Origin of the sequence: Ginsengibacter hankyongi (assembly GCF_008710285.1) — a bacterium.
Lineage (GTDB): Bacteria > Bacteroidota > Bacteroidia > Chitinophagales > Chitinophagaceae > Ginsengibacter > Ginsengibacter hankyongi.
Map to the genome: position 1 here is coordinate 484,469 of NZ_VYQF01000002.1, position 11,811 is coordinate 496,279.

Annotated in this window: 9 protein-coding genes; 3 read left to right on the forward strand and 6 right to left on the reverse strand. The window is 37.8% G+C overall.

Annotation, left to right across the window (positions count from 1 at the left end):
• Nucleotides 1-4 precede the first annotated feature (4 nt).
• The 3 genes from FW778_RS11545 to FW778_RS11555 all read left to right on the forward strand — a co-directional run bounded on the left by FW778_RS11545 (nucleotide 5) and on the right by FW778_RS11555 (nucleotide 4,091).
• On the forward strand, nucleotides 5-886 hold the full coding sequence (locus FW778_RS11545) for an AraC family transcriptional regulator (protein ID WP_150414858.1): 882 nt from the start codon (nucleotides 5-7) through the stop codon (nucleotides 884-886).
• 230 nt (nucleotides 887-1,116) lie between these two features.
• Nucleotides 1,117-2,565 carry a TolC family protein gene (locus FW778_RS11550; protein ID WP_150414859.1) on the forward strand — a complete coding sequence of 483 codons (1,449 nt, stop codon included), beginning with the start codon at nucleotides 1,117-1,119 and terminating at the stop codon, nucleotides 2,563-2,565.
• 140 nt (nucleotides 2,566-2,705) lie between these two features.
• A complete protein-coding gene (locus tag FW778_RS11555) occupies nucleotides 2,706-4,091 on the forward strand; it encodes an efflux RND transporter periplasmic adaptor subunit (protein WP_150414860.1) in 1,386 nt (461 codons plus the stop codon).
• A 66-nt stretch (nucleotides 4,092-4,157) separates the two neighbouring features.
• Here the strand turns inward: FW778_RS11555 and FW778_RS11560 are convergent, their stop codons facing one another.
• The 6 genes from FW778_RS11560 to FW778_RS11585 form a co-directional block, all read right to left on the reverse strand.
• Nucleotides 4,158-4,877, reverse strand: coding sequence for a nucleotidyltransferase family protein (locus FW778_RS11560; RefSeq protein ID WP_150414861.1), 720 nt, complete (start codon nucleotides 4,875-4,877; stop codon nucleotides 4,158-4,160).
• Between the two features lie 11 nt (nucleotides 4,878-4,888).
• The gene (locus FW778_RS11565) at nucleotides 4,889-6,340 is read right to left on the reverse strand and encodes a RapZ C-terminal domain-containing protein (protein WP_150414862.1); all 1,452 of its coding nucleotides are present in this window, start codon (nucleotides 6,338-6,340) and stop codon (nucleotides 4,889-4,891) included.
• Between the two features lie 270 nt (nucleotides 6,341-6,610).
• Nucleotides 6,611-7,570, reverse strand: coding sequence for a c-type cytochrome (locus FW778_RS11570; RefSeq protein WP_202552194.1), 960 nt, complete (start codon nucleotides 7,568-7,570; stop codon nucleotides 6,611-6,613).
• A 128-nt stretch (nucleotides 7,571-7,698) separates the two neighbouring features.
• The gene (locus FW778_RS11575) at nucleotides 7,699-9,630 is read right to left on the reverse strand and encodes a beta-N-acetylhexosaminidase (RefSeq protein ID WP_150414863.1); all 1,932 of its coding nucleotides are present in this window, start codon (nucleotides 9,628-9,630) and stop codon (nucleotides 7,699-7,701) included.
• Nucleotides 9,631-9,817: 187 nt separating this feature from the next.
• Nucleotides 9,818-10,609, reverse strand: a complete 792-nt coding sequence (locus FW778_RS11580) for an SOS response-associated peptidase (protein WP_150414864.1) — start codon at nucleotides 10,607-10,609, stop codon at nucleotides 9,818-9,820.
• A 76-nt stretch (nucleotides 10,610-10,685) separates the two neighbouring features.
• Nucleotides 10,686-11,795 carry a PA0069 family radical SAM protein gene (locus FW778_RS11585; protein ID WP_150414865.1) on the reverse strand — a complete coding sequence of 370 codons (1,110 nt, stop codon included), beginning with the start codon at nucleotides 11,793-11,795 and terminating at the stop codon, nucleotides 10,686-10,688.
• Nucleotides 11,796-11,811: the final 16 nt, after the last annotated feature.

Sequence of the window (11,811 nt, forward strand, 5' to 3'; positions counted from 1 at the left end):
CATTATGAAAGCATTGCGAACAGAGATGTCCTCTCTTTTACAGACATATATTGGAGTGGTTGAAAGAGACGAGCCTTATTTTAAGTCGCCCTTTCATTATCACCCGGAACTGGAACTTGTGTATGTAAAACAAGGCCAGGGAAAAAGAATTATTGGAGACAAATTAGATACTTTTTCGCCGGGAGACATGGTGTTTATTGGTTCCAATCTGCCACATGTATGGCTAAATGATGAACCATATTATAAAGGGATTAATGACCTCAAAGCACAAGCAACTGTTGTTTATTTTAATAAAGAATTGTTTTCTAAAAACTTTTATGAATTAAGAGAAAGTAATCAAATTAATGATTTGTTTGAACGGGCGTCCCGCGGAATAAAAATTAGCGGGATTACGAAAAGCAAAATTGCGGTAAAGATGGAAAAGCTCGCACAAAAGAAAAATTTTGATAAAATAATCTGTCTTCTGGAATTAATCAATATAATGGCCACGTCAAAAGATATCGAATATATTACTAATGAAGGATACACCGGCACTACAGTGCGTTCCAAAACTGACAGGCTCTCGGAGGTATACAAATATATTACCACCAATTATCACAATGATATCTCTCTTGATGAAATATCAAAAATTGCGAATATTTCGGCTAACTCATTTTGCAGATTATTTAAGAAACGAACTAACAGGCATTTTGTAGAATATCTTAATGAAGTAAGAATCTCCAATGCCTGCAAGTTTTTATTGGAAACCAACCTTAATGTATCGGAAATTGCTTTTCAATGTGGTTATAAAACGTTATCTAATTTCAATAAGATATTTAAGAAGACGATTGCCCTCTCTCCAAATGAATACAGGCAAAACTGCAATAATATAAATTTGTACAATTAATTAAATAATCAACTCAATATTTTAACTGCCTTCCCTATGCAATCCTACAATCTTTAGTTCCTAATATCTAAAAAATAATACTAAACATGGTATCTTAGAATTAAAATCAAAGAGGCCAAGAATTTGACAGATAAATATCAAGCCTAAGCCGCAAAATTAAATTTAAGGAGTTTTGGTTATTATTTATCTTTCGCTATTTCTCAATACCTTCCAATTACTATTTTTGCCAGATGTATAGAAAACTAAAACTGCTAATATCATTTTGCTTATGCGGAATAATGGCCCAGGCTCAGCAAAAATGGAACCTCCAGAGATGCGTGCAATATGCTTTGGATAGTAATATTTCTATAAAGCAAAATGAAATACAGGCACAACTTGCAGGAATTACCTATAAGGAAAGCAAGCTTTCCCAAATACCAACTGTCAATTTCAGTAATAATGAAGGATACAGGTTTGGTAAATCGCAAAACCCTTCAACAGGTATTTTAGAAAATCGAAATTTTTTCCAGGTTGGATTGAATCTTCAATCAAGTGTTACCATCTTCAACTGGTATTCCAGGAAGAATACCATACTTGCTAATGAATGGTCTTTACAAGCTTCTAAAGCCGCTACCGATAAACTTAGAAACGATATTGCATTAACAGTGGCTAATTCTTACTTACAGGTATTGCTCGCCAGGCAACAAGAACAAATAGCAGACGTACAGGTAAAGCAATCCATCTCGCAACTGGATATTGTGAATAAGCAGGTTAATGCAGGGGCATTGCCGGAACTAAACGCAGTAGAATTACAAGCCCAGCTTGCTAATGACAGCGCTAATTTAATTTCTGCCAAAGGCAATGTTACCCAGGCTAAATATGTTTTAAAAGCAAACATGAACCTGGACGCTGCAACGCCTTTCGAAATTGAAGAACCAGCCGCAGACCAGATTCCTTTGGAACCGATTGCCGACCTGCAACCTGAAAACGTTTATGCTTTGGCGTTAGCAAACCAGCCCCAGCAAAAAGTGAATGATTACAATTTAAAAGCTGCGCAAAAAAATTCACTTGCCGCGAAAGCCGCCTTATATCCTTCTATTGGAGCTTATGGAGGCTTAAGCACTAATTATGGATATTTCAGATCGCCTACTTATACGCAAATTCCTAATGGCTATGCGCCAAGCGGGCTTGTTGTAAGCGACGGCAGCGGCGGTTTTATTGATGTGCAGAAACCATTATTTACTAATGGTGGTAAAAACGGGTACATTACTTCGGATCCTTTAGGCACCCAATTCAGTAATAATTTCGGGCAATCCATAGGCATCAGTCTTTCTGTTCCTATTTTCAATGGGTGGCAGTCAAAAGCAAATTATCAGCGGTCAAAACTTAATATTAAAACATTAGAATACCAGGTTCAGTTAGATAATCAGACATTAAAGCAGGATATCTTCCAAGCTTATAACGCTGCAATTGTTGCATTGGAAAAATTTAATTCATCGCTGGCACAGGTGGATGCAGCCCAAAAAAGTTATGACTTTGCTACCAAGAGATACAATATTGGTATGTTAAGTACACTTGAACTGGTAACAGATCAAAATAATTTATTCCGTGCAAAATTGCAATATGTGTCAAACCAGTTTGACTATATTTTTAAAATGAAAATCCTGGAATTTTATAAAGGCATGGGAGTGAAATTATAACTTTTATGAGGGTGCTCAGTAGTTGGCTAACGTTGCACATACACGATGAAATACACAGATTGATGAGAAGTACAATTTTTAAAAAAATAAAAACTGCAAAACCACCTTCACATGAAGGGGTTTAGAGGAGACTCAATATTATGAATAAGACTTTAAAATGGATAATCATTTCTCTGGTGGTTCTAATTGTTCTCCTGTTGGTTCTTAAGAAAACAGGAGTTATAGGAAAAGACCAGGGAATAAAAGTTACTGCAGAAAAAGCGGTAAAGCGTACCATTGTGGAAACAGTAAATGCGAGCGGAAAAATTTATCCCGAAATAGAAGTAAAGATGAGCCCCGATATTTCCGGAGAAATTGTAAAACTAAATGTTGCCGAAGGGGATAGTGTAAAAAAAGGGCAGGTTCTTGCGCAGATATATGGCGATATATATGCCACTCAAAGAGACCAGGCAGCTGCCATAGTAAACCAACAGCAGGCACAGCTTGCCAATACAACTGCAGCAATTGGGGCGATGCAGGCACAACTTGACCAGGCAAAAAAAACATACGATATGCAAAAGCAATTGTATGATGAAAAGGTTATTTCGGCAAATGAATTTAATACTGCAGACGCTGCATACAAATCGGCACTGGCAAATTTTAATGCAGCAAAGCAAGGCATTAATGCAAGTTCTGCAGGAGTGGCCAGCGCTAAAGCTGCGTTAGCAAAAGCTAACAAAGATATAAGCCTTGCCACTTTGGTTTCTCCTATGGACGGTGTTGTGGATTTATTAAATGTAAAAAAAGGAGAAAGAGTAGTCGGAAGTTCCATGATGGCGGGGACAGAAATGATGCGCATCGCAGATTTGAGTAAAATTGAAATAAGAGTTGATGTAGGAGAAAATGATATTCCTAAAGTTCATTTGGGAGATAGTGCTGTTATTGAAGTAGATGCTTACAACGACAGGAAATTTAACGGGATAGTAACCCAAATTGCCGCCAGTAATAATGGAGCTGCAACACAAACTGCCAGTTCCTCATCAAGCACCACAGATGTCACTAATTACAAAGTCTATATAAGATTATCACCTGATTCTTACAAAGATTTAATTGATCCTTCAAGACCAAAAAGTTTTCCCTTCAGGCCAGGAATGAGCGCCAGCGCCGATATACAAACAAAAACAAAAACAAATGTTCTATCTATTCCTATAAATGCAGTTACTACCCGTGAAAAAAATGATTCTACCGGTAACGGCAAAACGCAGATGGCAAGCAATACAAATGCTAACCCTGCGGATGTAGCAAATACTGATGCCGCCAGTAATGATTTAGACGAAGTAGTCTTTATTTTACAGCCCGATGGCACAGTGAAAAAGCAAATTGTGAAAACAGGAATCCAGGATATTAATAATATAGAAGTAACGGATGGATTAAAAGAAGGCGATGAAGTAATTACCGGACCTTACGATGTGGTTTCAAAAACATTAAAGCCGAATGATAAAGTGAAAGTAGTTCCTAAAAGTGAATTGTTTAATACAAAGAAATAGAGTAAAAATTGCTTGATAGTTGTATGGCTGAATGTTAGTTATGCAGGATAAAAATATGAACCAGGATTAAATAAATAATTCTTCCGCCTTTGCAATGCTTTCCGGTTTGCCTACATCAATAAATTTTGTATTGCTATGGTCAAATGCTCCAATGGCGTATGTTTTAGCAATTTCCAGGTAAACATCCACCATCGAAAATTTACCTTCCATTTTAATCATCGAAAATATTTTGGGCGAAATAACATGAATGCCGCTAAACGCTTTTGGATAAAACTTCGTGGCTTCGCGGCTTACTTTTTGTTCGCCTGTTTTTTCATTTCTCCATCCGCATAGGTTAGGCATTTCATCAAATAAAAAATAGCGGGAAGTATGTCTTGTGGTTACAGCCAATGTGGCAACAGGTTGTAAATTTTTATGCTCCTCAATCATTACTTTTAAATCCATATCAGTAAGCACATCTACATTCATTACAACAAAAGGCTCATCACTATCATTAAAAAACCATTCGGCTTTTTTTAATCCGCCACCGGTTTCAAGTACTTCATCGCTTTCATCAGAGATGGTTACTTTACTTCCGAAACCATTATTCTTTTCAAGTATTTCTTTTATCTGTTCAGGAAAATGATGAACATTTATAATAACATCTTTAATACCAAAACTTGCCAGGTATTCAATATTTCTTTGCAATAAAGTTTTACCATTTACTTTCACCAGCGCTTTAGGATGTTTATCAGTGAAAGGCTTCAGGCGTGTGCCAAGCCCGGCTGCCAGTATCATTGCTTTCATAGTAAGAGTTTTTAGAATCCTTTTTGCTCATGAATATTTTGTTCAATATGATGTAGATCTATTTTCACTTGAAATTTATTTCTAAGATGCCTGGTAAGCGCATCCGCTGCGTATACGCTTCTGTGTTGGCCACCAGTGCAACCAAAATTTATCATTAACGATGAAAAGCCACGGTTAATATAATCTTCCACTGCAATATCAACCAGGTTATAAACGCTGTTTAAAAAATCAGGCATTTTTGTTTGTTGCTCCAAAAAATCGATTACGGGTTTATCCCTTCCTGTTACCTGTTTAAATTCTTCGAAGCGGCCGGGATTCATTAAACCCCTGCAATCAAAAACAAAGCCACCGCCGTTATCACTTACGTCTTTAGGATATCCCGTTTTTAAATAAGAGAAACTATTGATTGTTACAATCAGCGGAGTTGCTTCATTTGCCTGCACCGGCCTGAATTTATCAACAATATCATCCTGAACAATTAATTGTAAAACCCTTTCAAATTCAGGCAAAGCAATACCCGTTTCTTTATTTTCTAAAAACCATTTCAAATTAGTGAGGGCAAGTGGTATGCTTATTAAAAAATGAGCTTTTCTTTCAAACAAGCCGCGGAACCCATATGCACCCAATACCTGCAAAAGCCGTATCAACACATACCCGTTATATTGGCTTATAAATCTTACCCGGTCCAATGACTTATTTAAAATTTTACTTACGCAATCCATGTAATATTCAAGCAACGAATTTTTCCAATCATCTGGCAGATTAGCCTTTGCCTGCCAGAGTAAAGAAGCAACATCGTATTGCAAAGCGCCTTTCATTCCGCCCTGGTAATCGATAAAGTGCACTTCGTCATTCTTAATAAATATATTCCGGCTTTGAAAATCGCGGAACATAAAATATTTATTTTTTACATGATCGAGATAAGTGCTCAACGCTTCAAAATCATCGATCAGCTTTTCCTTATCGTATGCAATTTTAAGCGGATCGAGAAAGTAATATTTAAAATACAAAAGATCGCTCATGATGGCCTGCCTGCCAAATTCTTTTGAAGTGATGCAAAAATTATAATTAATACTTTTATCTCCTTTAATCTGCAGCCACGCAAGTTCTTTCAGGCTTTTCTTGAAAAGATTGTACACATATTCGTTCAATCCATTTTCTTCGAGTTTATCTAGTAAAGAACTGTTTCCAAAATCTTCCTGCAAATACATCTGTTTATCGGGATGAACAACATAAATCTCCGGAAGAGGAGCTTTTATTTTTCTTAACCTGTTGGTGAATTCCAGGAAGGCAGTATTCTCCTTAATATTTTCATTATAGGTAGCGATGTAAGACTTATCATCAGTTATAATGCGGAAATAAATTCTGTCCCCTCCCGATTTGGGAAGCGTCTCAAAATTTTTTATTTCGCTAGAACTATAAGATTTGAAAAATGATTTGATATTCTCGGCTACAATCGGCATATAACATTTTAAAGGGGAGTAAAAATAGAATATTTATCGGAGGGTTTAAAATGGCATAAAAATTTGTGAAGTTAGCACTGGCTATCAATCTTACGATCCTAAAATACCCTTCGGCAGTCTAAACGTATTGCAACGCAAAAAGGCCTCGACATTTGGATCGATTGAAATCAAGTACGCTCACAACTGTGTTTATCCCTTGTAGTAATCAACTAGGAAAAAATAAAAGCCTTTGCATTGACTGCGAAGGCTTTCAAAGAAAATATTTTTTTCTCAAAACTTTCTTTCAACCTTGTTATCGATTGGCGGCACTGTTCTTAGGTAGGCGTAAATAGCGCTTAACTCTTCATCTGTCAAGCCCACATAAGGTTGCATGGGATTGCGTAAAGATGGCGGTCCGGTCGGCACTGTTCCAGATTTCACTGCGTCAATAAATTGTGCCTCCGTCCAGTTTCCAATCCCGGTGTTCTTATCAGGAGTAATGTTTAAACTGTAGATTTCTTTACCGTCCACATCATACATCTGGTTTCCGCCGCCAAAGAAGCCCGGCGATTTTTCCGGCTCATCATAATTATTTTTCGCGAAAGATTTCGAATGACAGCTATAGCACTCCATTTGATAAAGAGCAATGTATCTTCCCCACGCAATCTTATTCGTTGTGTCCGGGCCGGGAATAACGTGAGAGGGAAAATCGAATGGTTTTGCAGCGCCGATTGTTACTAAAAACTTGGTAAGAAATCCTGGCTTCGAAGCAGGCATGTGCTCCGGATTTGCTTTCAACCACGGATCATCAGACCGGAGAAATGAGATAATAGAATACAAATCTTCATCAGAAATATGTATGAGTTTCGGCATGTAAGGCGGAACATATTGCCCGTCTGGTTTTATACCCGTTCTTATAAAAGATATGAGATCGCCATCACTCCATTTGCCGATACCAATTGTTGTGTCGTGTGTAATGTTAGCGCTGTAGATCTTTCCAAACTGAGGCGCTTCAGTTAATTCACGTCCTGTGAATTCGTCCGTTTTCGGATTATAATGACAACTACGACAAAGCATAGACGCAAGCTTTCGTCCCTGCGTAACTCTCGCTGGTGTTGACTCTACTTTAATGTCAATCTTGTGCACGGCATATTTTGGAATGGATCTTTTTGAAATATAAAAAGCCATTCCGCCCACCGCCACGATGATAATTATAATGATAACCAGGAGCGCTTTAAAGAACTTTCTCATAGCAAAATGTTTTATTGTTTTTTGATTTTATAAAAATATTTTAAAAATATCAATATAAAAACAAAGTTTAATAAATGGCAACAGCCATAATAATTGTCTTTTAATTTTTTCAGTATTTACAATGCCGTTTAATAAACATGATGCTTCTCATCCAATCTCTTCTCTAATACATCTTTAGGCACATTGATTTGTTCACCAATCGGTTTGCCGTCACGGTAGGTAATCGCATTCAAGTAAGTTGCGCCAACAGGAAACTGAATTGGCTTGCCGTCAAACTTTGGAGAGAACTCATCAGGATTTGTGTTATCAAACGTGTAATAAATATCAAGGCCCTTTACTTCACTTGCAAGTGTTACACCAAAGTCACTGTTTTTAATACGTGCCGGTTCAAATATTACATTATACATACTCTTTGAATACTTAACATTAGCTGCGTCTAAACGGGGAAATTGTTTTTCCAATCTCGTTATGAAATTAGTCCAGTTCTTATTGGCTCTCGAACTCCAGTAAACTTCAGCCAGCGCTATCGCTCTTGGCCACGTCATGTATTCTGCATGCCTGAACGTTGGAACAGATTCTGTCCATAAATTTCCTTGTCCGCCTAAAATAAATTTTTCGTCTATGCTGTCCGGTACGGGTTCATAATTATATGAATCTGAAAGGCGGCATAAACCATAAGTTGGTGGTTCGCCAGAAGGTTCACCCTGGTACAAGTCAAGATAACAATAATCCCATGGCGTCATCACCACTTGATGATTCATCTTGGCTGCTGCAATACCACCACTCATACCACGCCAGCTCATAACGGTTGCATTCGGGGCTAATCCACCTTCTAAAATCTCATCCCAGCCAATTAATTTTTTCCCTTTCGATTCCACAATCTTCTCTACTCTTTTTACAAAATAACTCTGCAATTCATCTACATTTTTCAAATGTTCATCAGCCATGCGCTTTTGACATTTCGGGCATTCGTCCCAAAAACCTTTATACGCTTCATCACCCCCAATGTGTATATATGGATTTGGAAACAGCGTTGCTATTTCAGTAAAAATTTTATCCAACATGCTAAATGTTGAATCATTACCAATGCACAAAACATTATCATTTCGTTCATACCCTTTGCCACCGGCGTTAACAGAATACGGCAATTGCGTACAACTAAGATTTGGATAAGATGCAATTAGCGCAAGACTATGCGCAGGCACATCGATTTCAGGAAGGATAGTAATGAAACGATCCTGTGCATACTTAATAATTTCCTTCATGTCTTCCTGCGTGTAAAAGCCGCCATCCGTTGCGGGCTCACCAGCGAAAGCAGCCATAAAAGTTCCCCAGCGGCCTGTACGTTTCACACGCCATGCTCCTACTTTGGTAAGCTCGGGAAGACTTTTTATTTCGATGCGCCAGCCCTGGTCATCAGCAAGGTGCAGGTGCAAAGTATTGTATTTATAGCGTGCCATCTGGTCGATATATTCTTCAACTTCCTGTTTGGTGAAAAAGTGGCGACTGACATCCAACATTAACCCGCGCCATCCGAAACGCGGCACATCCTTTATATCAACGCAAGGCATGGTCCATTTTACATTTTGCACATCAGTTACACTTTCGATAGATGGAGGCAGTAATTGCAATACAGTTTGCAATCCATAAAAAAGTCCGGCAGGTTTATTGGCCGTTATCGTTATCATTGAAGATGTAACTTTTAGCGTATAGCCTTCACCGTGTAAAGAAGTATCTGCATATTTGTTTAATATTAAGCTGATCGCGTTTTTAGATTTTTTTGTTGAAAGATGATAACCAGTTGATGTGGCAATCTTATTAATAAACCATTGAATACTCTCTTTAACATCAGCGTCGGAAGAGGTTGATGTAACAGTAGTTGAATTGGTAAGTACAAAATGACCATCGTGAACCTGCATAGCCAATGGCTTTGGAATGATGGCAATGGAATCGGCTGCTTTTGCTTGTAAAGTGGTTAGTGATAAAAAAGCGATAAAATAGTTGATAATAATTAATGATCGATTAAGTAAGGTAATTTTTTTGCAAACAATCTTTTTCATTCAAGTGGATTTTGTTTTGTAAGAGACTAAGGTAAAACATCGCGATAACTTTCTAGAAATTTTATGCATTGATTTGACTCTTGTACTTGTCTTTGAGAGATTATTAAAATCCCTCTCCAAGTCGAAAAGAATCAATATCCTTTTTAAGGTCTCGTTCGATCAACAAATAAATAGTATGAAGAAGTCACTAATACACCAGTTCAGGCACTTCATTATAAACCGCCCTTTCATGAGGCCGTGCCTTTTTCAAAAAATCTTTATCCAGCGGTGTGGCAATCATATCGGCCGAGGCAACCTGGTAATTCGCGATATCTAAAATTTCCTGGTCTGTAAGATCATTATACAGCCAGGCTTCCGACAAATCCCCGGCAAGAATTGTAGGCATTCTTTCTTTACTGTTATGAATTTGCTTCATTAAAGAATTGGCCGTAGTTGTTACGATTGCAAAGGTGTTCGTTGTTATTTTAGATTCTGTATCAAACCAGGGTTGCCAAATTCCTGCGAGATAAAACTCTTCCTTATTACGCATGCTGATTACGTAAGGAAATTTTTCCGGCGTTTTTAAAAGCTTACCGCTTTTACCTACTACCGTTACATGCATCCATTCATAAAAAAAATTTACTGGGACCAAACATCTTCTTTTAAGTGCAGCGTCTTTATACATTTTGCTTAGCAATTCTTCACTGGTTGCATTCAATGTCGTGTAAGGCTTATTATATTTGCCGGTATCATCTTTATAGCCAAACCTGAATCGTTTTACGTCATCCCTGGTTTTTAAATACGGCGGTAAAAAGCCCCATTGCATTTTTACAATATCGGTTTCCGTTTTGCCATTTTGTGCTCTGATAACAGGATAGGTATTATAATCGAACCCTTTGTAAATAGCAAGTTCATCACTCAAAAATCCCATGCGCTCAGCCAGTTCCATCAGCTCCTGGAATTCTGTGTTTGAAATTTTTCTACCAGTTAGATAACACATATCTTATAGCTTTAATTCTAAATTATCATAGCAACAATTTCATAGAATTGCCTCTACGCTAATTTAAAATATATAATCAAAACAACTTCCCCTGTTCCCCCGGCCTCCAGAAAATATTGGTATCCAGTTCCCACCGGTCTTCATTCATTCCATACAACTTGCCATATTTTTTATATTGCTGACGAACCATTTCTGCAATGCTTCCTTCGCCACGCATACGAACACCCCAGCGGGTATCATTCACCTGGCCATTATGACTATCTTCGATTAAATGCCACACTTTATCTGCACGATCAGGAAAATTTTTATACAGCCAGTCATGAAATAATAACTTAATCGCGCCATTCAAGCGGATAAAAGTATAAGCGGTAAATGTAGCACCTGCATCGCGGGCTTCTTTCATTATCCTTTGCATTTCATGTTCATTCAATCCGGGTATCATTGGTCCCATCATAACGCCCATGCGTACACCGGCGTTGCTTAACTCTTCAATTACTTTTAACCGTTGCGTTGCAGTCGTTGTTCGCGGCTCCATCACTCTTCGCAGTTCATCATTGAATGATGTAATTGAAACCATAGCAGTTACTAAATTCTTTTTAGCCATTTCCTGTAATACATCTTTATCTTTTATAATCCACGAATTCTTGGTGAGTATGCCAATCGGCTGGTTGAACTCATTGCAAACTTCGAGTAGCCCTCGCGTTAGCCTGTACTTTTGTTCAGCAGGCTGGTAGCAATCAGTATTTCCGCTTAGCATAATCGGGGTTGGTTCATATTTTTTATTCATTAAAAATTTGCGAAGCATTTCAGCAGCGTTCATTTTTACAATGATCTTTCTTTCAAAATCAAGTCCTGCGCTGTAGCCCCAGTATTCATGCACATTGCGGGCATAGCAATAAATACATCCGTGCTCGCAACCGGCATAAGGATTCATGCTGTACATCATACCGAGGTCGGGGCTTTCTACTTTGTTTACAATACTTTTTACCTGTTGCTCTAAATATTGGGTGCCTGCATTGGCCACCTCCCAATCATCAATACCTTCTATATGTTCTTTAGTTTGCTGGTTTTTTAAAAATTTATTTTTAGTATTGAATTGAGCACCACGTCCGGCTAAGTATTGGTCGCTTTCTTCTTTTTGCTGAGCAGCAACTTTAAAATGGTCCTGCTGTAATTGATCAGACATGATAAAAATTTTTGTG

Bases quoted from the DNA above. Each gene is read 5' to 3' on its own strand.
- FW778_RS11550 (WP_150414859.1), top strand. From the start codon at position 1,117: ATGTATAGAAAACTAAAACTGCTAATATCATTTTGCTTATGCGGAATA.
- FW778_RS11580 (WP_150414864.1), bottom strand. From the start codon at position 10,609: ATGTGTTATCTAACTGGTAGAAAAATTTCAAACACAGAATTCCAGGAG.
- FW778_RS11570 (WP_202552194.1), bottom strand. From the start codon at position 7,570: ATGAGAAAGTTCTTTAAAGCGCTCCTGGTTATCATTATAATTATCATC.
- FW778_RS11565 (WP_150414862.1), bottom strand. From the start codon at position 6,340: ATGCCGATTGTAGCCGAGAATATCAAATCATTTTTCAAATCTTATAGT.
- FW778_RS11585 (WP_150414865.1), bottom strand. From the start codon at position 11,795: ATGTCTGATCAATTACAGCAGGACCATTTTAAAGTTGCTGCTCAGCAA.
- FW778_RS11560 (WP_150414861.1), bottom strand. From the start codon at position 4,877: ATGAAAGCAATGATACTGGCAGCCGGGCTTGGCACACGCCTGAAGCCT.
- FW778_RS11575 (WP_150414863.1), bottom strand. From the start codon at position 9,630: ATGAAAAAGATTGTTTGCAAAAAAATTACCTTACTTAATCGATCATTA.
- FW778_RS11555 (WP_150414860.1), top strand. From the start codon at position 2,706: ATGAATAAGACTTTAAAATGGATAATCATTTCTCTGGTGGTTCTAATT.
- FW778_RS11545 (WP_150414858.1), top strand. From the start codon at position 5: ATGAAAGCATTGCGAACAGAGATGTCCTCTCTTTTACAGACATATATT.